16 protein-coding genes are annotated in these 26,678 nt (G+C 49.4%); 2 read left to right on the top strand and 14 right to left on the bottom strand.

Features of this window, described 5'->3' with window-relative positions:
* Nucleotides 1-18: 18 nt before the first annotated feature.
* From C558_RS0122585 to C558_RS0122515, 14 genes are all read right to left on the bottom strand, one after another.
* Nucleotides 19-2,208: a DEAD/DEAH box helicase gene (locus tag C558_RS0122585; protein WP_018758583.1), complete on the bottom strand. Its 2,190-nt coding sequence runs from the start codon at nucleotides 2,206-2,208 to the stop codon at nucleotides 19-21.
* Nucleotides 2,205-3,524: an ATP-binding protein gene (locus C558_RS0122580; RefSeq protein WP_018758582.1), complete on the bottom strand. Its 1,320-nt coding sequence runs from the start codon at nucleotides 3,522-3,524 to the stop codon at nucleotides 2,205-2,207. The genes C558_RS0122585 and C558_RS0122580 overlap by 4 nt, the downstream gene beginning before the upstream one ends.
* Before the next feature lie 9 nt (nucleotides 3,525-3,533).
* Entirely contained in the window at nucleotides 3,534-5,102 is a 1,569-nt protein-coding gene (locus C558_RS31725; RefSeq protein WP_018758581.1) for a TerB N-terminal domain-containing protein, read from the bottom strand.
* Between the two features lie 148 nt (nucleotides 5,103-5,250).
* The gene (locus C558_RS0122570) at nucleotides 5,251-6,606 is read right to left on the bottom strand and encodes a dipeptidase (protein ID WP_018758580.1); all 1,356 of its coding nucleotides are present in this window, start codon (nucleotides 6,604-6,606) and stop codon (nucleotides 5,251-5,253) included.
* Between the two features lie 200 nt (nucleotides 6,607-6,806).
* Nucleotides 6,807-12,938 (bottom strand): S-layer homology domain-containing protein, encoded by a 6,132-nt coding sequence (locus tag C558_RS32795; protein WP_211220792.1) that lies wholly within the window; start codon nucleotides 12,936-12,938, stop codon nucleotides 6,807-6,809.
* A 330-nt stretch (nucleotides 12,939-13,268) separates the two neighbouring features.
* Entirely contained in the window at nucleotides 13,269-13,673 is a 405-nt protein-coding gene (locus tag C558_RS0122560) for a DUF6855 family protein (RefSeq protein ID WP_018758578.1), read from the bottom strand.
* Between the two features lie 34 nt (nucleotides 13,674-13,707).
* On the bottom strand, nucleotides 13,708-14,166 hold the full coding sequence (locus tag C558_RS0122555; protein ID WP_018758577.1) for a 2-thiouracil desulfurase family protein: 459 nt from the start codon (nucleotides 14,164-14,166) through the stop codon (nucleotides 13,708-13,710).
* Between the two features lie 229 nt (nucleotides 14,167-14,395).
* Nucleotides 14,396-15,910 (bottom strand): sulfatase family protein, encoded by a 1,515-nt coding sequence (locus C558_RS0122550; RefSeq protein ID WP_018758576.1) that lies wholly within the window; start codon nucleotides 15,908-15,910, stop codon nucleotides 14,396-14,398.
* Nucleotides 15,911-16,074: 164 nt separating this feature from the next.
* A complete protein-coding gene (locus tag C558_RS0122540; RefSeq protein ID WP_018758574.1) occupies nucleotides 16,075-16,674 on the bottom strand; it encodes a response regulator transcription factor in 600 nt (199 codons plus the stop codon).
* Nucleotides 16,671-17,807, bottom strand: a complete 1,137-nt coding sequence (locus C558_RS0122535) for a sensor histidine kinase (protein WP_018758573.1) — start codon at nucleotides 17,805-17,807, stop codon at nucleotides 16,671-16,673. Before C558_RS0122535 ends, C558_RS0122540 begins: the two co-directional genes overlap by 4 nt.
* A gap of 66 nt (nucleotides 17,808-17,873) precedes the next feature.
* Nucleotides 17,874-18,932 carry a Delta(5) desaturase DesA gene (desA, locus tag C558_RS0122530; protein ID WP_018758572.1) on the bottom strand — a complete coding sequence of 353 codons (1,059 nt, stop codon included), beginning with the start codon at nucleotides 18,930-18,932 and terminating at the stop codon, nucleotides 17,874-17,876.
* Between the two features lie 234 nt (nucleotides 18,933-19,166).
* A complete protein-coding gene (locus tag C558_RS0122525) occupies nucleotides 19,167-20,660 on the bottom strand; it encodes an ABC transporter substrate-binding protein (RefSeq protein WP_018758571.1) in 1,494 nt (497 codons plus the stop codon).
* A 259-nt stretch (nucleotides 20,661-20,919) separates the two neighbouring features.
* The gene (locus tag C558_RS0122520; protein WP_051106913.1) at nucleotides 20,920-21,783 is read right to left on the bottom strand and encodes a carbohydrate ABC transporter permease; all 864 of its coding nucleotides are present in this window, start codon (nucleotides 21,781-21,783) and stop codon (nucleotides 20,920-20,922) included.
* A gap of 166 nt (nucleotides 21,784-21,949) precedes the next feature.
* Nucleotides 21,950-22,888: an ABC transporter permease gene (locus C558_RS0122515; protein WP_018758569.1), complete on the bottom strand. Its 939-nt coding sequence runs from the start codon at nucleotides 22,886-22,888 to the stop codon at nucleotides 21,950-21,952.
* A 215-nt stretch (nucleotides 22,889-23,103) separates the two neighbouring features.
* Between C558_RS0122515 and C558_RS31715 the strand changes: the two genes are divergently transcribed.
* Both C558_RS31715 and C558_RS0122505 read left to right on the top strand, forming a co-directional pair.
* Nucleotides 23,104-24,879 carry a sensor histidine kinase gene (locus C558_RS31715; RefSeq protein WP_018758568.1) on the top strand — a complete coding sequence of 592 codons (1,776 nt, stop codon included), beginning with the start codon at nucleotides 23,104-23,106 and terminating at the stop codon, nucleotides 24,877-24,879.
* On the top strand, nucleotides 24,872-26,506 hold the full coding sequence (locus tag C558_RS0122505) for a response regulator transcription factor (RefSeq protein ID WP_018758567.1): 1,635 nt from the start codon (nucleotides 24,872-24,874) through the stop codon (nucleotides 26,504-26,506). The genes C558_RS31715 and C558_RS0122505 overlap by 8 nt, the downstream gene beginning before the upstream one ends.
* The last annotated feature ends 172 nt before the right edge of the window (nucleotides 26,507-26,678 follow it).

Genomic DNA, 26,678 nt, shown 5'->3' with positions numbered 1-26,678 from the left:
TTCTAATGCTATGACTACCTATTCTTGCGCACGCAGTGCCGCGCGCAGTCCTTCCAAATCCAGTCCATCCTCAGCAAATGCCAAGCGAACCAGTTCAGGTAAGACAAATTCATCATATTTGCCTAGATAAGGCGACTCATCGGGTTTCAGCAGTCCCATCGGGTCCACATCGTGCGTACATTCAGCCTGAATTTCTGCCAGAAGATTCTCTGCATCGGCTCGCCCCGAGATGACCATATAATACGGCTCCATCGGTACGATCGAACGTAGCGAAAGCCGATCTGCCAGTCTATGCTTCACCAGCCTCTCCAACGTACGGAATGGCTTCGTACCGATCCATGGCAGGATGAACATCGAGTCTCCGCCTGCGGGGATGACGGTCTTCTCCAGCAAGCCGCTCTCACGAGCGAGTCGCCGCGCACGTTCCAGACGATTCACGGCACGCGGAGCAAGATACGGATAGATCGTATCGTCCGTTAGCACATCTTTCATTTTGCGCATCACTTCCGTATGAATGTCCCCTCTGCCTCCGAGCCATAACGTATCTACTTTGCCCAGCGATGGCTTCACATAGACTGCCTTGTGTTTACGATCAATCTCGATGACCTTCCACAGCTTCCCGGCAAGTGAGAAGCAATATTCGGGAGGTGGCACCGTCGTAATGGAGCCGATCTCTTCCGAGCCGTTATAGACGACATACTCTTCGTCATCTTGGAAGACCGCGTAGAATCTGTAGTTATTTACGGTCTTCTCCCCCGTCAGCCCTATAATCAGGCCACCCACTTCGGTCCGCTGCAAGTGATCGGTCTGTAGCAAATATTGCAGAAACTGCTGATATTCATCCGGTGAAATATACTGGAATGGGGGCAACGACAAAATCATTCGCGCGAGGTCCTTCGGCTCCGCTTCCCCCATGCTCTTCAAGACGCTCATCGTCTGATGATACAGCAGTCCGACCGGCTTCTTCCGAAGGCTGAGCGGCTCCACCCACTTGTGCCGTACATACAACTCGATGATGGCAATGGCTCGCATCAGCGTCCAAGGCATCCGTGCGGGCAGCTGCGCCTGCTCGTCCTCCTCTTCGGGAATCACGAACATCATCTCCGAAGGCATATCGCCGCGCCGCCCGGATCGACCGAGCCTCTGCACGAAGCTTGAGCAGCTGCTCGGCGATTCCAGCTGCACCACCCGCTCCAGCTCGCCAAGGTCAATCCCGAGTTCGAGCGTCACCGTCGCCATCGCCACGGCTGGCCCATGGCCTGTCCTCAGCGCTGCTTCCGCTTCTTCTCGCAGCATGGCAGAGATGCTGCCGTGATGCACATGGAACACATCCGGCTCCTGCCGTCTTGCCGCCGTGCGTCGTAACTCAAGGGTTGCGAGCTCTGCGTCGGAGCGGCTATTCGTGAAGACGAGTGCTTTCTTCAGCCGCGTATGATCGTAAATGTAATCGAAATAAGCACGGCTTGCATTCGCAAGCTGCTCCGCCTGCTCTTCATCCCTTGCGCTGGGGAATGAGAAATGCTCAATGGATAAGCGAAGCTTACGTCCTCCTTGGGGGGCAACCACTTCAACGCCATCTGCTGAGCCCGCGCGAAGCCATTCAGATGCCGTAGCATAATCACTCAGGGTGGCGGACAGTCCGATTCGTCTTGGTCTGCAGCCAGCCATACGTTCAATCCGAGCGATCTCGCTGAGCACCTGCATCCCGCGATCTGCGCCCATGAAGGCATGGACTTCATCGATGATGATGTACCTGAGATCATGGAATAAGGCTGGGATGGCGTTCGGCTTATTCATTAAGAGCCCTTCGAGCGATTCCGGCGTAATCTGAAGAACACCTGAAGGATCCCGTACAAGCTTGGTTTTCTCTGACTGTGGAACGTCGCCATGCCAATGCCAGACCGGGATATGTGCTTCTTGAAGCAGTTCCTTCAGCCGTTCGAATTGATCGTTAATGAGCGCTTTGAGCGGCCCGATATAGAGAATGCCGACCGATTGTGACGGCTGATTATGCAGTTCCGTTAGTGCCGGGAAGAACGCTGCTTCCGTCTTCCCGGATGCGGTCCCAGATGCGATGAGCAGATGATTCGGCGTATCGAATAACACCCGGCACGCTTCGACCTGTGCTTCGCGCAGCGTGTCCCATCTTTTCCGATAAATATATTCTTGAATGAACGGTGCCAGCCGATAGAATGGATGATCACTCATAGCTCGAACTCCGCCAAGAAGTCATCGACTTCATCGGGATTCGCTGCGGCCGGCTGCACATGACGTTCACCGAGCAATACTTCGAAGATACTGTCCGGATGCTGATGGAGCGTATGCAGCAGATCCAGGAAATCGCGCACGATCTCACGCGTCGTTAAGAGCTCGTCTGCCCCGAGTCTGCCGACGGCTAACTTCATGAAGGCGATCATCTGATTATCGGTGACTGACGGCGTGTAACCGAAATGCAGGGCATGAATTTGTCTTAATCGCTGCAAGAGAATCAGGATTTCCTCATAGGACAGCATGTCCAACTTCAGAATCGGCCCCGCGTAATTACGTAATTTGTCTTTCGCATATCGACCTTCAATCAGGCGGGAACGTAATGCTTCATAGCTGTACAAGCCCCGACGCTGGTCCTCCACGAACTGCGGCGTGCCGCCCAGATAGATGCCGAGATGCTCTGCTTTGCCCTGCATTGTATCGTTGAACATCGTCAGCAATTTTTCGTAGTTGCTCGTACGGGAAATGCTATTCGATATTTTGTACAAATTGACGCCCTCATCGATGAATAGGAGCAATCCTGCATAACCGATTTTCGCGGTGAACTCCGACCATAACTTCATATAATCGTACCAATTGTCGTCATCGATAATAACACCCACGCCCAGCGCTTGCTTCGCCTCTGTCTTCGTAGGGTATTCGCCGCGCAGCCAGCGCATAGCCGATTGTTTCTGCTCATCGTCACTCATGCGATATCCATTCCAATATGCCGATAGCACGCGAGCAAAATCAAACCCGTGCACCATATTCTGCATCTCGTTCGTGACGTGGACGATGCGCTGCTCCACTTCGACATTCAATGCGGGATCATCCATCGCGAGACCTTTCTCCTGCATGACTTGCTGTTGAAGTGCACCGAACCATCGTTGCAGCACCGTCTCGAGTGCCCCGCCGTCAGGTCTCGTACGCGTAGACAAGTTCATCATGAGCTCACGATAAGTAGCCAGACCTTGGCCTTTTGTACCGACGAGCCGCCGCTCTGGTGATAAATCACCGTCCGCGACCACGAAGTTACGATCCATCGCATAGTTACGGATCGTCTGCAGCAGGAAGCTCTTGCCGCTTCCGTAACGGCCTGAGATAATGCGGAACGCTGCCCCGCCCTCTGCGATATTATCCAGATCCGATAGAATCGCCTCGATCTCCGGTTTGCGTCCGACCGCTACGTGCTCTAGCCCAATACGCGGCACGACACCTGCCGTTAAGGAATTGACCAGCGCTGTTGTGACACGCCTCGGGATTCTAATCTCTTGCATTTCATCACCTTACCCTAATAGATTCTTAAGCATATCGATATATTCATCAACGAGGACATCACCATCCACGATCAAATCCCCAATCGTCTCCATCGCCAATTCATTCATACCATCAATCAAGAGTGCCGGCATCGTGCTATGTTCACGTGCGATCATGAACATTTCCGTATCCCACATCCCTTGAACCAAGGCTGATAAAGCCGCACGATAAGCAGGTGTCAATGCTGCTTGGAAAGCTTGCCAACTATCATCCAGATGCTCGCTGCCCGTTGGTTCAGGGGCTGCGGTTGAAATCTGATCCAACGGCTCAACACAGTTAGAAACCTCACGCTGCGTTGTATCGACATTCAACGGTTCTATCGCCACCTTCGTCTCACCCACCGATACGCGATCCGACTCCTGAACCGTCTCCTCCTCTACCGTCAGCAATTCACGCACATGATCGGAATCGCGCTGCAATTGCAGCAATCGATTCGTATCGATCTGCACCTCTGACTCCACTCGCTCTATGGCAGCCTGCCGTTCGAATTCCGTCTGCAGCGCCCGAGTAATCAATGGTTCTAGTGCTGCGTCGATTCGTACGCCTCTCAACTTCCCTTTATAGCCGCATAAATCACGCAGCTGATTCTCGCAATACCGAATCAACTGGCTTATGAAATCCCGAAAAAGCTTATGCTCGCTGATCTGAACGGCATGGACCGTGAACGTTCGGCCATATAACGACGTATCATACACCGCACTACCGAATAGATATCGCTCTCGCTGCACTTCTTTGCCCGGCTGAAACATCTCAATCAGTCTGCGTCCCTGTGTCTTCCGATAATAAGCGTCAACAAGGGCGACCACGCGCGGAACATAAGCTTCCATATGAACCTGACCGTCGCCCAAATAGAACTTGCTCTGCTGCACATTATAATTGGACAGCTTCTGCAGCATATCCCAGGAGACGTCAACCGGTTCCGCATGCAGTCCACGCATCAATTCCAGATCGAGCAGCTCCCCATTCAAGCCGTACGTCGAGCGACGCATGATGTCTTGAAAAGAAACATCCAGCCGATGTACGAGCACGAAGTCCGACACCCAGTCCACGATATAGAAGTTAAGCTTCGCATATTGGGCTCGGTATGCATCCCATAACGCAAGCAATGCCCGGTACCCTTCCATGGGCTCCTGCCAGCCTACGCCATTAATCAATTCATAGATGTAGAGAAAAATATACGATAAATCCGACTCAGGATACCTCCCGCTTCGCACCTCGTTCCGCCAATAATAGTACCACTTGACCTGCGATTCATTCATATTGGCATACGTCGGCCAGTACGTCATAAAAGGAACGAACGGCACCTCCGCTTCAACATGGTGCTCCATCTGTCTCGCCCGCTCCAGAAATCGCTGCTCCCCCGTAGGGTAATTCTTCGCTTCTTGGATCGCTACGGGTGCCGTTGTTTCCTGATTCTTCGATCCTTGTTCGATCGCAGATGTCTGTGGGCGCGACGGTATTGAAAGCCCCGAGCTCTGCGTCTCCCCTTGGCCGATCTCTATTTCTGCAAATTTCACTTCATGATTGTGATTCGTCATTAGAATTTGAACACCTCAAAGGTCGTCAACCGACTCGAATGTATGTTCTAATTATAACATTGGTTGGATGGAATGTAATCTTGTAACTTCGCTCCTGTTGAGCCTGCAAAAAACCGCCCGGATTTCTCCAAGGCGGCTTCGTTATCGATTAGACTGTTTTCAAAAATTCAACAATGGTGAGTAGACCTTTATCGAAATTCTCGAGGTTAAAATGTTCATTCGGTGCATGCAGGTTCTCATCCGGCAAGCCAAAGCCCATCATCACGACCGGCGCTTCGAGCACACGGGAGAATGTCTCCACAATCGGGATGGATCCCCCATCCTTCGTGAACAACGCGCGAGTTCCATAGATTGTGCCATAAGCATCCGCAGCAACTTGCAGCACGCGATCCGTCGGATCGATATTAAATGCGCGAGCTTTCTCACCATCGGTAATCGTTAGCGTTGCGCCCGGTTGAATGTGTGCGTTCAGATGTTTTCTAATTTTAGTGAGCATGTCCTGAGGGTCTTGATCGCCCACCAATCGGCAAGTAATCTTCGCATGCGCTTCCTTCGGGATGACGGTCTTCGTCCCCTCCCCTTGGAATCCACCGTAGACACCGTTCAGCTCAAGCGTCGGTCTTGCGCCAACGCGCTCCACGAACGTGTAGCCTTCTTCACCATATAGCGTATCGAGACCGAGCGATTTCGTAAGTGCATCTTCATTCATCCCTTGCTTCGCAAACTCCTCGCGCATCAATGCCGATAGCTCTGGCACACCTTCGTAGAAGCCTTCTACCGCGACGCGGCCTTGCTCATCATGCAGGGTTGCCAGCAATGACACGATCGCGTGAAGCGCGTTCGGTACGCCGCCACCATAAGTACCGGAATGAAGATCCGTATTCGCCGTGTTCACAGCTACCTCTAGGGAACAAAGTCCACGAAGTCCTGTGCTGATCGCTGGTTTGCCCGGTTCCATCAAGGATGTATCCGAGATGAGGATCGCATCCGCAGCCAGCTTCTCCCGATTCGCTTCCAAGAAAGGCGGCAGACTTGCGCTCGAAATCTCCTCTTCCCCTTCGATACAGAGCTTAATGTTAACTGGAAGTTGCTTCTCTTGATTCAGAATCGCTTCAATTGCCTTCACATGTAAGAACAACTGCCCTTTATCATCCGTTGCACCACGTGCATATAACTTGCCGTCACGAATCGCTGGTTCGAATGGTGGTGTTGTCCACAAGTTCAGAGGGTCGACCGGTTGAACGTCATAGTGACCATAGACCAGAATGGTTGGTTTGCCCGGCGCATGCAGATGATCGGCTGTAATGATCGGATGACCGTTCGTCTGATGAACCTCTACATGCTCAAGTCCGATTTCTTTCAGGTGGTTGGCAAGCCATTCGGCTGCGCGGTTCACATCTTCTTTATGCGCGGATAATGCGGAAATACTCGGAATCGAGAGCCACTCTTGCAGTTGGCTTAGATGCTTTTCTCTATTGGTTTGGAAATATGTTTCGTAACTCATGGGAATTGAAATCCTCCTCATCGTGATTGATGTATGTATGACACTATTGTACTACGTTTTCGAGAAATTACGAAAAATTTGACTAATATTCCCTCACTTATGCATTCGTTGATGCAGTGATAGGTGCAGCTAACCTTATTTTCCCTGTACATAGAAAAAAGGTTACCCTTTGCGCTTAACGCAAAGGATAACCCCTATTATTAGATGAGTTCAGACTTCTGAAGAAGTCGTTCAAGCATAACCGCAACTTCTGCTCTTGTAATGGTTGCTTGCGGTGCAAGCTGTGTAGCGCTGCGGCCGGAGACGACTCCTGCCTGCACACTCTCTACAATGCCGTTCACTGCCCAAGCAGAGGCTTGATTCTTATCTTCAAAGACACGTAGAATTTCTTCATTCGAAGGTTTTGGCAAGTTCGTGCTTTGCGTGGTAAGCTTCATCGCTTGCGCAATCATAACCATCGCTTGTTCTCTTGTGATTTGGTCCATCGGACGGAACTGTCCGTCTTCATAGCCATTGATTAAATGGTAGGCATAAGCCGTCTGAATCACTCCCTGGTACCAATCCGACACCAACACATCCTTGAATGCCGATTCGCCGCCTTCAAGTTTTAAGCCTAATCCACGAACGAGCATCGCAGCGAACTCTGCCCGTGTAATCTTTTGATCAGGATTGAATCGACCTTCATCATCGCCCCGGACCACCATCCGTGATCCCATATCGGTAATCGCGTCTTTCGCCCAATGCTGTGCCACATCCATGAATTCAACCGGATGCCAGATGACAGCATACGTGCTATTCGTAAGACTATGGATGATCGCAACAACCTTGCCATCCTTACGCACAATTTTCGTTGGCACATGACGTACGCTGCCGTCTTCTTCAATCACAATAGCAGTCGTGATCCGATTCGTATCTGCGACGTCAGATAGAACAATTGTCCGCTCCACATAGCTATCAAATTGAGACAATTCTACGCTCTTGCTTCCATAGAACGCTTTGACTGTAAATTGGAGCGGTGTTGCTACCAGTGTAAATGCCCCTTTGCTCGCCACTTGTTGTATCTTTTTCAATGTATCAGCGCTTGGTACGGCTATTTTGATCTGCACTTTCATATCTTGAAGCACAACATCTTTCCCAAATCGTTTGGCTAACTGATTCATTCCGAGTTGCTTAGCGGAGATCGTATAAGATCCCTTCTCCGACTGGAGGGTTAAGGTAACTCCTGCCTTTTCTAACATTTGAAGAAGTTGACCATTCAACTCACTAATCGCAACATCGGAATTGAATATTGGGATCACGATAACCGCCCCATGCCCTTCCGACGCCATCATCTCCTCCAGCTTCTTCTGATCCAATGTCACTGTTGTGACGGTCTGTCCATTCACTTGTTTCTTCGTTACTTTACCAATATGAATCGCCTTGCCGTTAATAAGTACATCCACGAGATTGTTTGATGGGGCAGGCGTACTTGGCTGGGAAGAGGAGCTTCCTCCATCGTTGTTTCCTCCACCACTCGCAGGCGCTGCCGGTATTACCGGATTCGATATTGGCGAAGCAGCACTTTTACCTGCACTATTCATAGCTTGGACTGTGAACGTATAAGTCGTCCCATTCACAAGCCCTGTGATGGTAATCGGACTGTTCAAACCCGCTACAACGACATTGCCCGGTGACACCGTCACTTCATAACCCGTAAAAGAACTTCCTCCGTCATCTATTGGTGCCTTGAAGGTGATGGTTGCTTGACCATTCCCTGCTATCGCCTTAACATCCGTAGGTGCTCCCGGAATCGTCCGAGGCTTCGCACTAACTTCATTAGATGCCGCACTATCCCCGCCTGGATTCGTCGCCTTAACAACGAAATTGTAGGACTCCCCGTTCTTCAGTCCCGTGACATCATAGCTGTATACCGTGCCTGTAACGGAAGCGACTTCCGTATCGTATACGCCTGGTGTTTGGCTTTGATACACTTTATAGCCTGTCGAGCCGTCTACTGGACTCCAATCCAAATGGATTTGCATATCCCCTGCTACAGCTGGTTGTAGAATCGGTGCACCCGGTGCTGGCACTTGCGGCGTTGCGCTAACTTCATTGGACGCTGTACTGATGCCCCCAGGGTTAATTGCTTTGACCACGAAATGATACGTTGTTCCATTGGTTAGCCCTACCGCATCATAGTTCGTAACGGAGCTGTCAACGATCGCAAGCTCCTGATCATAAACGCCTGCATCGGTGCTCTGATAGACGGCATAACTGACGGATCCGTACATCGCACTCCATTGTAAAAGAACATGTCCGTCGCCTGCTGTCACGGACTCAATGCTAGGTGCTGTAAGCGAAGGCCATGGAAGATCTACTGCTGCACTTAATATTTCAGGCATAGCCCCCGCATTGAATGCCAATTGTGCTCCAATGACTTCGGCGGCATTCGTTGCGCCAAGTCCCGAGAACGTAACAATACCCGCTTGCGCTGTCGCTGCCATTGTACCTGTCAGCTTCCACGCACCTGCATCCTTAATCGATGCGGTCACGACGGTGCTGTTATCGCCAACGTTCACGTTGCCGTACTTATCATAGAGTGTTACGACTGGTTGTGTCGCAAATGCGCCACCATTGCTTGCCGGGGCAGCAACATCCTTCGTCAACTCCATGGATGCTGTGTTGCCTGCAACCAGTGTCAGGACAAGCGAATTCGTATCCGGTTTCGCAACGCTAGTGATGCGGAAGTCAATCGTCTGCGCATCTGATTTGTTTAACTTCAAGTCAGCTTTTGCAACACCATCCACAAAAGTCACGCGGACTGTGCTAGGCGACGCGGTCAGATCCGTTGCCTTGAAACTTCCATACGATTGATCTGGTGCTTGCTGGTAACCTGTCACAATGACATCCTGTGCACCATTAAATGTCTTGTCCGTATGTCCTAACGAATTTAATACCGTTAATGTGATTTCTACATCTGTCCCTACGGTTGGATTGATGTTGTTAGCTGCAGCAGTCACGCTCTGTGCCCCTGCTGGTGCCGGCAGATTCACAACTGTGCTCATCACATCGGACATACCCGCCGCTTGGAATTGCAGCTGTGCGCCGGTGACGTCTTCATCATTCGTCGCACCAAGATTGTTGAAATTCACGATCCCAGCTTTTGCAGTAACGGTAGTGTCGCCTGTCAAAGCCCACGAACCTGCATCCTTCTGAGATGCCGTTACTACTGTGCTATTATCATTCGTGCTGATGTTGCCGTATTTATCGAGTAACTCTAATACAGGCTGTTGTGCAAAAACTGCACCATTTAAGGTCGGTGCGGTCACATCTCGGCTTAGCTTCATCGAGACTGCATTGCCTGCGACTGGCGTTATACTGATCGTATTCGCACTCGATACTGCGACATCTGCAACGCTGAGTTGGATCATCTGTGCTTCTACTTTGTTCAATGCCAACTTCACATGTGCAACACCACCCGCGAAACTAACAGAAGCCGTGCTACTTGTGGCGGTTAGATTCTTGCTGTCTAGACTTCCATACGAACCATTCGGCGCTTGCACATATCCCGTCACTGTTACGTCATGCGCTCCGTTAAAAGTTGCATCTGTTTTATTTAGGGAATTGCGTACCGTTAAAGTAATATCATTATCCACACCAACGCCTGGATTGACATCCTTAGCCACCGCGGTTACGTTCTGCGCCCCCGCAGGTGCCGGAAGATTCACGACTGCGCTCACAGCATCAGGCAAGCCTGCTGCCTTGAATTGCAATTGCGCGCCAGTGACGCCCTCATCATTCGTCGCACCAAGATCTGTGAACGTTACTACCCCCGCAGCTGCTATTCCGTTCAAAGTTCCTGTCAGCATCCACGCCCCTGCATCCTTCTTCGATACAGCTACGACAGTGCTATTATCGTTATTGCATGGGTTGCCAAATGCATCCAATAAGGTCACCACAGGCTGCTTCGCAAAGGCTCCGCCATTCTCTGATGGTGCTGTGATATCTTGCGTCAGCTTCATCGATGCTGCGCTGCCTGCGACAGGTGCCATGTTCAATGCATTCGTCGCATGAGCAGCCACGCCCTCGATCTGGAATCCGATGCTCTGAATAGCAGCAGAATTCAACTTCAATTGTACTTTCGCGACACCATCCACAAAATTTACAGATACCGCACTAGGTACTGCCGCTAACGGCGTTCCATGGAAGCTGCCATACGTCCTATCAGGCGCAGGCTGTGCACCTGTTATCGTTACATTTTTATTACCGTCAAAAGCAGCGTCTGTATGGCCTGCCGAATCTAGCACCGTCAATGTGATCTCATCATCTTGACCTGCTGTCGGTGTCAAAGTCGCAGCTGCAGCTGTGGCACTCTGCGCGCCTGCAGGTGGACCTAAGGAAACGGTCATTCTCGTCATATTACTACCTGCAATGTTGAAGTTCACACGATCATAAGCAACGCCATTCAAATTGGATGCTGAATTCGAAGCTTCCTCGTTCCATGTCGTTCCATCGGGTGACGACATCATTTCTCCAGCATTACCTACTGCCAGGAAACTCCCATTGCCGTAGGCAACGTCATTCAGACTATCAGCATTCACAGAAATCGGATTCCATGTCGTCAAATCTGCTGATTTGTAAATGATCCCTTTGCCTGTAGATGGATTCTGACCTACCATGACATACTGACTTCCGCTATAAGCAATACCCGTCATGATGGAATCCGGAGCAGCAACCTCAAGCGGTGTGCCCCACGTCTCTCCATCTGATGATCGAGCAACCACAATTTTCACAATATTATAGTTGCTATCATATTTCGTCCCTAACGCGATAAATTGATTATTCAGATAGGTAACCGTATTGAAGCCATAGTCCACATTCGTATATTTCGACCAGGCACTCTTGTCTGCCGCACTCACGTCTGCTGTGCTATAAATCGTCCCATAATCAGAGACCATGACATATTTCCCTGCGCCAACAGCAACGCCTGTTAAAGACTCATTAAGGCTGTTCGCTTCCCCCCACACGACTCCGTCATTGGAAGATAGTATCTTCGCTTTTCCATCATTGCCCGTTCCTGACACGGCAACAAATTGCCCATTCCCGTAGTTAACTGCATTTAGGCCAGGAATCCGCGAGGGCGTAACTTCGTTCCAATCTTTAGCATTCGTAGATTGATAGATCGTTCCAAAAGAACCATTGTTCGCAATCTCAACATACGTGCCCTTCCCATCATCTACAACACCTTTGAGGCTGCCCGTTAGAAGCTTCCAATTCTTAAGATCCGATGACACGACCATGCCTTCGTACCCGGAAGCAATGTAAATTTCATTAACGTCGTCGTATACGATATTGTCGAACATCATGGATGTCTTCGTATCGCTAACACTCCAATCTTTGAGTTGCGGCGTAGGATTACTCGTATAATAGATTCTCCCTTGATCTCCAAGCAATACATATTGGCGATTCCCTACCGGTCCCACTTCTGCGCCACTATAAATCGGGTTGTTATCCCAAGATGTATTCACAGACCAATTTTTCCCGTCCGTTGAAGTGAACATCTTCTTCTGGAAGGCCGCTGCATACGTGAAGAACATGTTTTTCAAATAGGTCACATTGTTCATATAAGGCCACATCGAATTGAATTCGTTGATGACAAGCTGGGTTAGTGTAACCGTCGTCCATGAAGATAAATTTGAAGAATAATAGAACGTCGTATTTAACCCAGATACAACATTTCTTTTATTCAGCGCATCATAAGCAATATCCGTTATAGACTGCATCCCCATGATATGATCGGTAGAGGTAATGTTGGTATTCTTCCACGTACTACCGTCTAGCGAGTATTCCAACCGAGCTTTGTAGGCTGGCGGATTCGTACCCTGTACATAATCCGAACGCCATGCGAAGAATGTATCAATCTCGGCTACATTAGGGTCGGGGTCGATCTTGCTTTTCACCATTTTGAGCTTCATAGGTACATAACCGATGTCCTTACTGCTCCAAGTTTCTCCATCTGCAGAAGTATAAATGTTGCTCGTCGTACCATCAATCGCAACAAACTTCCCATTCGCAAACGTAATGGTTGTCAAAGTCGGATCATTGGTGTTCCGATTTACAATCTTCCAATCCACCCCCTTGGTAGATGTCGAGATACTTCGATTCATCCCTATGGCAACGAATTTTCCATTTCCAAATGCAACATTCGTTAATTGCCCTGTAGATATCGCGCTCTGTTCTTTGATCACAGCAGTCGCAGCAGTCGCAGCCTGCGCTGTCCCAGGCATAATCAGCATACTTACAAGCGGAAATAAGAGACCTATCACGAGAATTAAGCTCAACCTACTTTTCATACTCGGTTGTCGCCCCATCCCTTTCTGCCCAGCATTTCTGTGCTTCATTGACTTTAAACTCATACATTCGATTCCCCCTATGTATTCTCCCAATCTATTAAAAATGGAGGTATGTTGCCCTCCTTACAGCTGCTCATACACATCATGCATTTCAGCATCATACCATTTTTCTACATTTTTCGACATCGTTTTCATTCATTCTGTCAATGATTTTTATCACACTCAAAAAACGGCATAGATGTCCGTCATAGAGACGTAAATCTCACGTTTAACCCCCTCAAAAAAACACGACGAAGGGGTCGTCGTGTTCTGTGTCGTATCATGATTGTCTTATAGCGCCCGCATCCGATTATTTCTTGGGTTATGCTCAACTTCTGCAAGTCCTAGGGCTTCCATCAACGGCGGAACATACATGCCGAAGCGCCCGCGAAGTCCTTTTTTCAGCCCATACCAGCCTCCGACTGGATTCTCGAGAGAACGCCCCCAAGCTTCCACCGTACCATCCTTCGCTGGCTTCTGCTCGTCAGCGCTGCCGAGCTCCATCCAATCTCCATGAGCTTTCAGCATTTCATGTAAATCTGCAATACAACGAGCATCGTAATGCAGCACGGTCTTCCCAACCGTACAGACGATAATTTCTCGTCCATCCTTCTCATCCTTGTACATCTGATACTCCGATGTTAATGGCGGTGTTTTTAGCTGCCAAGGATTGTCCTTCGTTCCGAGCTCTGACATTCCATTCACTCCTCTACTTATGTTGTGTTCCTTATCACACCATCATCTCAACAAATTCTTCCTCCGAAATGACATTAAACCCTTCACGTCTTAGCAGCGCGGTCGTAACCCCAACACCCACCATCCGCGTATTCGAGAAGCTGCCATCATAGACCATTTTCCCACCACAGGAGGGACTGTATTCCTTTAGTACAATGATCGTCGCCTGCAGCTCACGTGCGAGTTCGAGGGTACGCTGCGCCCCAAGGAGATAGAGCTCGGTCACGTCACTCCCCGACTTCTCTACGATCTTCGCACGGCCATCCAGCACATCTTCGCCTGTTCCGTTCACAATCTCTGCAGGTTCACGCGGCGTCTGGAACCCACCGAGCAATTCCGGACACACCATCTTGGCTCGTCCCTGTTCTACAAGTTCATGAATTTTGTATACCAGGCGATGCGTTGCATTATACCGGCATTCTACACCAGCAAGACAAGAACTTACGAGTATCATGCAGTTTCATCCTCTTTCTATCACGTTCGATATGGTTTGACATTATTATACCAATAATTCTATCGTTTGCTCTTGCACATGAACAGGAAATAGATGATTTTCTAGAATCTATAACATTATTGGGTTTGAGGAGAAATAATGTTAAATTTTGTAATACACTACACTCAAAAAAAGCGGTGTAGACCCCTAACAGGAATCATACACCGCTATGAATAGCGTAAGCTAGATTCTACGCTCCCGCAATCCGCGGCATCCACATCGGATCTTTGTCCAGCTCAGCCCACATGAACTCCATGAGCAGTCTGGATTTCAAATCTCGGTGTTCCGAGCTATCCCAGAGATTGCGAATTTCATTCGGGTCCTCGACTAAATCGAACATCTCTCCGTACTCTTGATTGCAATAGACGGTTATTTTATAGCGTTCATTCACATAGGTTCGCAGGTTAACAGTCGTCGGTTCATGATGGAACTCGCATATTATGTTGTTGCGAGCCTTCTCCTGATTCCCAAGCCATACTTCCGACTGGTCTTTCCCCGTCATGGCGCCAGGAATCGGCACCCCCGCGAACTTCAAGAACGTCGGTGCCAAATCTACAAGTGATTGCATCGCATGACTTGTCGCGCCTGCGGCAACTTCCTTCGGATAACGAACGATGAATGGTAATTTCAATAAATCTTCATAATGGAACGCACCTTTGGCAATTAAACCGTGCTGACCGATAAAGTGACCGTGATCCGTCGTGAATACGACGATCGTATCCTCAGCAAGCCCCAGCTCATCGAGCTTATCCAGAATCGAACCGATGTATTTGTCCATCAGGCTCACCATGCCATAATACACGGCAATATCCTTCTTCAGCTGCTCTGTCGTATGTAGATGGCTATGGAATCCATGAACCCCATACCCTGTCTCGTAATACGTGGAATAGTCCGGACCTTGCTCTTGCGATAGCTTGAAATGCGGCGGATTGTTGTCATGCTCGCCCGCTACGACAGAAGGAATCGTAAGCTGATCTGGGTCATACATGCTGCACCATGGCTCAGGCACGAGATATGGCGGATGCGGATCCGGGAAGCTTGCCCATAAGAAGAAATTCTCATCGTTCTGTTGGTAGTCCTCCAAGAGCGCATTCGTACGCTCTGCAATCCACGTGCTATAGTGGTATTCCTCGGGAATGTCCCACTTGTGCTGCACATCATACGTCAATTTTCCAGTCGGCTGTGCATAGTAATCCCGCCAGTTCTCGCAGCCCTTCTCTTCCAACCAGATCGCATAATGCTGACCTACCAGATGCTCGTGCGCATGATTGCGCAGCATCTCAATCTGCTCGAAGCCATAGTACGGGCCTTGGAACTTCTTCCAGTATTCCAGATCTTGTAGCAGAGGCTGCGACTCAATGGACGGATAAGCATCGGAAGTATACGCGGGTTGGAAATGCGCCTTCCCAATCAATGCCGTCCGATAACCTGCCTGCTGCAGATCTTCCCCTACCGTATGCGCTTCTTCCGGCAGCTTCGTGCCAAGTGTCCATGCGCCATGCTGGCTCGGGTACATCCCCGTAATAATGGAAGAACGGGATGGCGTACATGTCGGGTTCGGGCAATAAGCCCGAGTGAATGTCGTTCCTTCTGCAACTAATCGATCCAAATGCGGTGTCGAGATTTCCGGGTTGAATGCTCCAATCGTGTTCCAATGCTGCTGGTCACTCGTAATCAACAAGATATTCGGTCTTTTCTGCACCATGACGACCTCCTGTGGATGTTATTTCAACGCCATAATACGATCATAGTTCGTCTGGTAAATTGTGACAAGATAATGAAGCTATTTCATATTATTAAAAGGGTTCCAATCGCTGTTGAATTCCTGTTCATCTATACAAAAAAAAGCAGGCATTATGCCTGCTCCTCTCATTTGAACCAGCCCTTCTCTTTGAACCGCGTGATCGCTTCGATCCGATTCGTTACCTGCAGCTTATCGAGAATGACGGATATATAGTTGCGTACCGTTCCTTGCGTAATGTACAACTGGGTCGCGATTTCTTTCGTATTCTTCCCGTCCGCGATTAGGCCGAGCACTTCCTTCTCCCGCTGCGTCAGTGGGTTCTCCTCGCCATACGCGTCATCGACGAGCTCCGATGCGTAGATCCGACGACCTGCCATAATGCTGCGAATGGAATCTGCTAACTCTTCGCTCGGGCTGTCCTTCAACAAGTAACCGTGCGCTCCTGCCTTAATCGCCCGTTCGAAATACCCCGATCTCGCGAAGGTGGTCAAGATCATGACTTTACAGCCGCTGCCTTTGAGCTCTTCTGCCGCTTCGAGTCCGTTCTTGCCCGGCATCTCAATATCCATCACGACGATATCCGGCCGATATTGGTGAGCCAGCTTCACGGCATCTTCGCCATTGCTCGCCCGGCCGACTACTTCCATGTCCTCTTCCAAATCGAGCAATGAAGCGAGTGCGCCGAGCAGCATCCGCTGATCCTCTGCGATCACAATTCGAATCATACGACCACCTCCTTCTCCGGTTGATTCACGATATTCGGAACGCGAATGATCAGGGTCGTCCCGGATTCAGAACGAATCTCCATACTGCCGTTCACGAATTCAAGCCGTTCCTTCATCCCGCGCAGTCCATTGCCTCGCTTGCACATCGCTTCATTCGTTAGCCCCACGCCATTGTCCATGACTTTTACCGTGAGCTCCGTTCGCGAAGGAATGATGCAAATGCTGCAGAGCGTCGCGCTGCTATGCTTGACCACATTCGTCACGGCTTCCTTGAGGCACATGCTGATCACATTTTCAACAAGGAGTGAGGTATTGGTGAGTTTCAGGTCCCCTTCAACATGACATTCGATGAAGGCCGCCTTCAGAATTTGCTTCACCCGGAACATCTCATCCTCGAGACTCGTCCCGCGCATTTGCGTTACCATTTCCCGCACTTCCTTAAGTGCATGCCTCGCCGTCTGCCGTACATCTTGAATCTCGGCGTGTGCACCTGCCGGGTCTTTGTCGATAAGTTTTCCCGCCAGATCACTCTTTAATCCAATTAATGAGAGTTTCTGCCCTAGCGTATCATGCAAATCCCGTGCAATCCGTTGACGCTCTTCTAGCTTCACCAGCTCCGATATCCGCTTGTTGGCGTCCTCCAGCTGCACTTCGAGCAACTCTCTCTTGTTCCGGAAATACGTCGTTACAGGCAAGAGAATGACGGCGATCAGACTAACCAAGACGAACGGAATTTGCGTGATCATGATCGGATTTTTCGTTGCGAATCCATAATTAATCGTCACAAGCGTCGTAATGAGGTGGATCGTATAGAGTGTAATAAAGCCGGCCCGATGATGAATATTCCCGATGAAGAACGCCAGGAACAACCCAAAGTATACATAACCGAACAGCACTGTCATCGTAACCGAAATCAGAATCTGGATTGACGTCCAGAAATAGACAAGCCATCCTTTGGAGACAAAGGACAGCACATAGCAGCCAAAAAAGGCCATGATCATAATAATACCGATCGCCACCTCATACGGAGACGAGGAGCGAAATATGAAGTAGAAAGGGAGAATGTAAAAGACGACCCATACATAAGGGCTAAGCCCCGTACTCCGGTGAAAAATTTGATACCATTTCTGCAAGGCTGCCCCTCCCTAAGGTTCATAAGATACGTTATAAGTATCTTATCACAAACGATGGCGGCGTAGTTATTTGCCTTGAACACTTGGACGGCGATTCTTGACCGAGGCCGCTGCCTTTCTTGCGGGTCCTCCCAGCAAATGTTTGATCTGCTTGAAGCTTACGAATGTCTTGCGCTCCTCATCCCACAGACGGAACCGCAGTGACTGCAAGCTCGTACGAAGCGTAATCGTCGTTGCATGCTGTAATGGCGGCGTATCATTGTGCGCTTGCTCCAGCAGGTAATTCGGCACCTTCGGGCTCAGATGGTGTACATGATGGAAGCCAATGTTGCCCGTCATCCACTGCAGCAGCTTCGGCAGCTTATAATACGAGCTCCCCTCTACAGCCGCAAGGACATAACTCCACTCGTCTTCATGCTCGAAATACGAATCTTCGAATTGATGCTGCACATAAAATAACCAAATCCCGAGCATACCAGATACGAAAATAATCGGAACCTGAACCAAGAGGAATGCCTGCCAGCCAATCGCCCAGCACAGCAATGCGTATAGCGCTACAATAAGTACATTCGTCAGGTACGTGTTCATTCGTTCCTTGCGCTTCGCGCCCTTACGGTTGAAACGGTAGGTCAATACAAATATAAAAATCGGTCCGAGACCGAGCATAACAATCGGATTGCGATAGATTCGATAAGCAATGCGCTGCATCAGCGGTGCTGCCACATATTCATCCACCGTCATCACCCACATATCGCCGACGCCCCGTTTATCGAGGTTACTGCTCGTCGCATGATGGATGGAATGGCTGTTCTTCCATTGCTGATAAGGGACCAGCGTCAGAACGCCTGTAATCGTGCCGAGGATATCATTTGCACGACGGCTCTTGAAGAAGGATTGATGACAACAGTCATGAAAAATAATAAACGTCCGAATGACAAAGCCCGATGCGACGATCGTGAGCGGCAGCGTGAGCCAGTACGATACGGACAGGCTGGCATAAGCCGCGATCCATAGCAGGACTAAAGGTAAAATCGTATTTAAAATCTGCTTCATACTCGTCTTGATATTGCTCTTCTCATAGGGAACCATTTCTTTCTTCAAATGGGTGACATGGGAATGTGTCATCGTGTCATTTCCTCCTTGGGCTCATGCATGGGGAAACCTACCCAGCAGGTCTATTCTATCTTCAGTATAGAAAATGCCGTGTTGGCCGAGTAGTCATGAACGTCAGGTGACGAGTATGACAAATATCATATAAACGGGGGCCTATTTCCCAATTGTGCCCAGATAAGATGAGAATAGCCTCCTGCCGCGAAGGATATTGTTCCCCTCGCAGCAGAAGGCCTGCTGATGATCGTATTATTTGCTTGCGCGCCAAGCGTCAAGCTGCTTCTGTGCTTCTGCAATGATCTTCTCGATGCCTTGCGCCTTCAGCTTCTCAATCGCTTTTGGCAGCATCTTCTCTGGATCCACGGATCCTGTGTTGAAGGATGGACCGAATTCATCGACCGCATTCTTCACGTTCGCGATTTCTGTCATGACATTCGTTGGGTCGAATTGGAACCCAAGCAGCGGTGCATTTTTCGCGGAATCATTGAATTTCTTGTATTGCTCCCACTTATCTGCCGGGTCAGCCTTTAACTTATCAAGCAAGAACATGTTGCCGAGCGTGAAGGACGGCATGCTGTAACCGGAGTCTGGGATCGGCTCATACGTATCAGCTGTCAACCGTTTGTAGTGCACGCCTTCAATACCATTGTTGATCAAGTTGCGCAGATATTTATCCGTGTTCAGCAAGTTCAGGAATTCCATCGCCTGCTTCGGATATTTCGTTTTGGCCGAAATCGCCTGCATCGAACCCGTTACGGACCAGTTGAACACGAGCGGCTCATGAATTGGCGTCGAGACGATCGGATACTTCATGCTTTCTGTCCATTGAATGTCGGCAAAAGGTACGGTGTGCTGCTTATCCACGAGCCATTTGCCCGTTTTCTCGAAATCATTGCCTTGTTTGGTTGCGACATCTGGCGGCAAATAACCAGCTTGGTAATACTCGCGCATCGTCTTGAAGACTTGCTTCGCTTCCACAGATTCCCAAATATTCACCATTTTGAAATCAGTTGTGTTCATTGGTACTCCAACCGGAATGCCTTCTAATGCAAAATCAAACGGAAGGTACATACCAATGTTCGATGGAATCGGATATACATCCGGCTCACCTGCTTTGACAGCCTTCAACATCGGTGCAAGGCTCTCGAGCATTGTTGCTTGTGTAATGTCTAATTTGTATTTGTCGACCAAGTTCTTGTTGAACCGCCACACTGCTTGCGCAGGAAGCTCTTTATTCGTCGGGATCGCATAGTTATGGCCATTGACTTTGGAGCCTTCGAGGAACGCTGGATTGAGCACTTCCTTGATGCCCTGACCCGATTGGTTCAACAGTTCATCCAGCTCGAGGAAATAACCTTTTCTCGCACCCTCAACATAGTTGAAGGCCCATGAACTCGTGAACGCGATATCGAATGGTTCACCCGAGGCAGCGATAACTTGCATTTTCTGCGAATAATCGCCCCAATCGATTACTTTCATGTCCAGCTTCACATTGATTTTCTCTTGCAAATATTTGTTGACCTCCGTCAAGACTTTATCTTGGTCTTTTTGCGGTCCACCAATGGTATACCATAATAGCGTGACTGGGTCTTCTTTCTTCTCTGGCGTAACCTGTGTATCTGTCGTTCCTGTGTCCTTCGTGCCCTCACTGGACTTTGTGTCCTTGCTGCCGCTAGAGCAGCCTGCGAGTGCGATTGAAGCAAGCATGATGAAGGTTAATACGAGTAGTACACTTTTTCTCATCTCTGTCTTCCTCCCTTTTGTTTAAGTGCTATATAAGTTGAACTAAACCCGGCTCAGACGTTTGACGCCCCGCTACGAGAAATGCTCAACTTCCGGCCGCTGTTGTTTTCGGATTTCTTGAATGATTGGGTTATAGAGGAAATCCGAAAACAAAGGCGAACGTTATCACTCCTCCAGTTCGAGCATTCCTCTTCGCTCTTGTGCTGCTCATCTTTTCTACGTTTTGTTAATTCAACTCATATAGCATCTATCTTCGTAATCATTCCTTCACCGCGCCAATCGTCAAGCCTTGCACGAAATAACGCTGGAAGAATGGATACGCGAAAATAATAGGCACGGTAGCTAGAACAACCATCGCCATCCGTGTCGTCTCGGCCGGTAACGTTCTGACCATATCCGTTCGATCAGCCGCACCGCCAACCCCCGCATTCTGGAGAATGAACTGAATGTTCGTCTCCACCTTCATGAGCAAGGATTGCAGCGGAAGCAATCTCGCATCGTCAATATAGAGCAGTGCATTAAACCAGTCGTTCCAATAACCTAAGGCGGCGAACAGCCCAATGGTGGCTAGACCCGGCAACGAAATCGGCAGTACCAGGTATAGGAATACGCGGAACTCGCCTGCACCGTCAATTTTGCCCGATTCGATAATGGCGTCGGGAACCATGGTCTTGAAGAAGGTCCTCATGATGAGGATCGAGAACGCACTGACACACATCGGGAGAATTAGCGCCCACATGGTATCCTTCAAATGCAGCACTTGCGTCACGACGATATATGACGGCACAAGTCCGCCCCCGAACAGCATCGTGAAGAAGGCGACGAAGGAGAAAAATCCTCGAAAATGAAAATAGCTTCGGGATATCGCATAAGCATACAGGGATACGATCACGAGTGTGAGTAGCGTCCCCACAACGGTGATGAATAACGTAACCCCGTAGGATCGCAGCAACTGATTACCTGTCCTGAACAGGTACGTGTAAGCTTCCACAGACCACTGCTCTGGGATAATTTTATACCCATTCTTCGCTAACGACTGCTCATCTGTGAAGGACAGCACGACAACGAACAAGAACGGATAGACACATGCTAGTGAAAATAATCCAATCCCAATATGCGCCATGGCATTCCAGAAAGGCGACAGATGATGAATGTTCCGCAGCTTCTTTCGCGGTGCTCTAGGATTGTTCAATGATGGGTGTGAATCGATGACGGTTCTATGTTCCAAAATGGAGTTCCCCCTCTCGCTAAAGATGTCGGTCCATAAACCACGGGATGACCATGGCCATTTAGAATAACGCTTGTTCTTTATTAATTTTCCGTACGATAAAGTTCGTGACCAGGACAAGAATGAAGCCAACAACAGATTGATACAATCCGGCCGCGGTACTCATTCCGATATTGCCCGTTACCTTAAGTCCGCGATAGACGAACGTGTCAATGACATTCGTAACTGAGTAAAGTGCGCCGGTATCGCGTGGTACTTGGTAGAAGAGCCCGAAGTCTGCCCGGAAAATTCCCCCTACCGCAAGAATGAACATAATTACGATAATCGGTGTAATCATTGGAATCGTAATGTTGCGAATTTGTTGCCATTTGCTAGCTCCATCGATCATCGCCGCTTCGAAATACGATTTGTCGATCCCGACGATCGCCGCCAAATAGATGACACTGCCGTATCCGACACCCTTCCACAAGTTCACGATGATCAGAATGTAAGGCCAGAATTTGGTCTCCGTATACCAGAATTCCGGATCTGCGCCGATCCAGGTTAAGAACTGGTTCAGTACCCCTTTATCCACGCTCAGAAAGCTGAATACGAAATAACTCACGATAACCCACGAAAGAAAATGCGGCAGGAACATGCCCGTCTGATAAATTTTGGCCAGCTTCTTATTCGCAATCTCACTAATGACAATCGCGACAAGCACGGCGAAGAGTGTCCCGAGAATGATAAAGGCTGCGTTATAGAGCAGCGTGTTCCGCACGATGAGATAAGCGTCTTCCGTCTTGAATAGGTACTCGAAATTTTTGAATCCGACCCATTTGCTCTCGATCATACTGGCTAAGAATCCATCTCGGCTGAACTGATAGTCCTTAAATGCAATTAACGCTCCCGGCATCGGCAAGTAACAGAAGAGCAGAAACCATACGAATCCCGGCAGCACCATTAGGAGCAAAGCTTTGTTACGGCCAACCAGCTTCAGCCAGCGCAATAAACCTTTCATGTTGTCCCCCCCAGCTCGTCATTTGTTGATATGCCTAACTCTACAGCAATGTAAGCGTTCTCTAAAGTGAACAAATCAAAAGTCGAGGTGGATAAAACAAAGATCATATTCCTTTCTTTTTCCGAAGACAGTACAATAAGTGATGGGATTCCTGAATATTAAGAGGAAGGAATTCTTCTTAATGAAAGCGTATACAAAAAAGGAGTACGACAGCAATGCGTTTGATGATCGATTTCTACCAGAAGCACTTCAAGCAAAAGTTGTTCAATAAGATCTTGATGATCTACTCCCTCATCACCATCGTGTCGCTCGCGACGCTATCCGTCTTCGTCTTTACGTATTTCAGCAATAATCAAATTAAGAAAGAGCTCGATTCTAACAACCATGTGCTGTCGAGCATCGGCAGCTACTTCGATACACGCCATGCGGCTTCGCAGCAGATCATTCAGCAAATTTATCAAGATGGCTCCTCCACCCTGCTGGATGATGCGTTGTCTTTTCTGAAGAATAACTTCTCGGACTATTTGGATGACCGTCTGACACGGTTTAGCGATACGGGCATTCGGCGGCGCGACGTATTATCTTTTCTCCGCATCCAATTAAATACGTTCTCCGACATTCGGACCATCGGACTCTACAGCTCCAAGAAGAAATTCACCTTGCTTCTCACGAAGGATAATCAAAATTATTATCAAGTGAACAGCGATCTTCAGACGGTGCTCAACCAATATGTCATTACGCCCAAAAGCATCACGACCATCAGCAACATTACAAATTTGACGACGCTCGAGACCGACGGGAATCTCATTATCGACTATAACTCCGATGGCATCTACCGCGCGTTTCAGAACAATTGGAGCGAAATGAAAGGTTATGTGCTCGTCTTAACGCCAAGTGGCAACGTTGTATTCGATTCCTCGAACCGATACTACGGCGCCAAATATCCATACCTGTCACAGCTAAATGCACCTGCATCCATCCAGCAATTCGAGGAACCGTCTTATGTGAACGTGCAGACGACGAACCGATTCGGGTATTGGATTGTCGGGGTGATTCCGAAAAGCGAGATGTCGGCGAGCATGGTCGGCCTTCGGAATACGCTGCTGCTCGTAACCAGTCTCGTCATCGTGGCTGCGATGGCGCTCACGTACTTTACGATCGTCAATTTCTCAAGGCGTACGAGGACTGTTGTACGTGCGATGGAGAAGCTTAGGAATGGGGATTTATCGGTGCGGATCACGATGGAGAAGGAAGATGAGCTCTTCCAGATCGCGGATCGGTTCAACCATATGTGTGAAGATTTGACTCGTTATATCGACCGCGTCTATGTCTCGGAGATTCGGCAGAAGCAGGCAGAACTCGTCGCTTTTCAAGCGCAGATTAAGCCGCATTTCCTCTATAACACCCTAGAAGCGATTCGGATGCGGGCCCTCTCCTACCAAGCCGAAGACGTCGGGGAAATGATCTATATTCTGTCCACGCTGTTCCGGTATTCCGTTCGGCGCGATACCATCGCCCCGCTCGAAAATGAGATCGAATATTGCAGCCTTTACCTGGACTTGTTCCGCATTCGCTACATGCAGAACTTCTCGTATGAAATCGATATCGAGCCGGAGCTCATGAGTCTTCGGGTGTTGAAATTATCCATCCAGCCCATCATAGAGAATTACATCGTACACGGACTAATTATGTCTCGCACGGATAATCGGATCTGGATTCAGGCCGTGCTCGAAGAAGATGCGCTGGTCATTACGATTAAGGATAATGGCAGCGGCATAACGCCAGAGAAACTGGAGTTCATAAGGCAGAAGCTGAATACCGAGGTGTCAGACGATGCAGCAAGTCAATCGATCGGACTGATGAATACCCATGAACGGATTAAAATTTGCTTCGGTCCTGCATATGGACTTCGCGTGGAGTCTGTTCCGGGGCAAGGCACGATGGTTACGATGAAAATACCAGCAAGCCAAGGAGGAGAACTGTATGCGTAAAGTATTTATCGTTGATGATGAGCCATTCATTCTACAAGGTCTAACGACGGTGATCGACTGGGAAGAGTTCGGCCTTCATTTGGCAGGCAAAGCTTATGACGGTTCAGAAGCCTTTGAAGTGCTGCAGCATATGGGCTCAGAGGTGGATATTCTGATCACCGACATCATGATGCGCGATATGAACGGCTTGGCATTGATCGAACGGCTGAAGCCGCTCTATCCGCATATGAAGTTCATCGTGCTCAGCGGCTATAACGAATTCAGCTACGTCAAGGAAGGGATGCGCCTTGGGATTGAGAATTATCTGCTCAAACCGGTGAACATCAAGGAGTTAACGGAGACGGTTATGAGCACGGTTCAGAAGCTCGAGCAAGCCGATCGGCAAGCCTCCATCGTGCAGAACCAACTGGATATCTTGCGTGACAATGTGATGGCGCGTTGGGCTACAGGGAATATCGACCCCGCGGAACTGCGGAATCGGTTAGAGTTCCTGGAGATCCCGGTGGATCGCCCCTTCTATGCCGCTGCGACGGTGAAGATGGTACAGGATTCCGCTGCAGAGAATGGCAGCGATGCCTCGATATGGGAAGAACAGCAGAATAGCGAAGCTTATCGCATCTGCCAGACGCTCGCGCGTAAGATGGAGGGCAGCTATAGTTACTGCGATAATGATGGCGACACGATTATTCTGATAACTGGCGCAAGCGCAGAGGCAGGTCTAGCGGCGACACTGCCCTTGCTGGAGCATATTCGATTGGAATTGAAGCAGCGGCTTGGCATGCATGTATTTATCACGCTTGGCAGCATGGAGCTGAGCTATCTGGATATGTCCCAGAGCTATGCGCATGCCAAACGGCTGCAGGAATATTTCCTCACGAATACGGATAATGCCATTATCTCTTACGATCGGATCGTTGCTGTCGATGAGGAGCTGAAGCTGCCTTCGATGGATGCCTTCGAATATGAGCGCCTCCTGCTCGGTAAAGACAAGTCGGCCGTTCATGCCTATATCGACAAACTGTTCCAAGAGCTGCAATCGACTGCATCCATTACGCCGGCACATATTCATAATCGTGCTGTGGAACTGATCCTATGTACGAAGCAGGTCGTGCGAGACAATAAACTGAATCATGAGCTGGCGACGAGCGGCTATAAGCAGCTGTTCACAGCCCTGTTCCGCGCGCATACGATCGGTCAGCTGACGGCGCATGTGAAGTTCATCGCGGATTCGGCCATCGACTACCTGTCGACCGAAGACGATGAATTTAGCTCGGTCGTGAAGCAAGTGCTGCATCAGATTCAGACGAATTATGCAGAGGAGCTGTCGCTCAAGACGTTGAGCCATACGCTGCATATTCACCCCTTCTACCTCGGACAGCTGTTCCAGAAGGAGACGGGGGAGAGTTTCTCGGATTACCTGAACGCCTTCCGCATTAAGAAAGCGCAGAAGCTGCTGAAGACGACCAACATGAAGACGAGCGATATTTCGCGCAGTGCCGGGTATTTGGAGCCGGGGTACTTCTACAAGATGTTCAAGAAGTACACGGGCATGTCGCCAACGGCTTACCGGGGCAATCGGGGCGGTGCTGGATCGGAGCAAGGGAGTGTGAGTGAGACGCAGGTGTGAGACGCAAGTGTGATACGGCGGCTCCGGTGCGGGGCGATGCGGATGCAGATGCGGTGCAGGCGTTGGCTTGTGGCACGGCGCTGATAATGTGCGGGTGAACGGTGTAGGCGATCGATGCGGGCGATCGAAACATATGCGGAATATGCAACTCTTCTCCTCCACTAGTTAAGTC

Source organism: Paenibacillus terrigena DSM 21567, assembly GCF_000374845.1.
Lineage (GTDB): Bacteria > Bacillota > Bacilli > Paenibacillales > Paenibacillaceae > Paenibacillus_K > Paenibacillus_K terrigena.
This window is presented reverse-complemented; position numbering and strand designations above follow the sequence as displayed.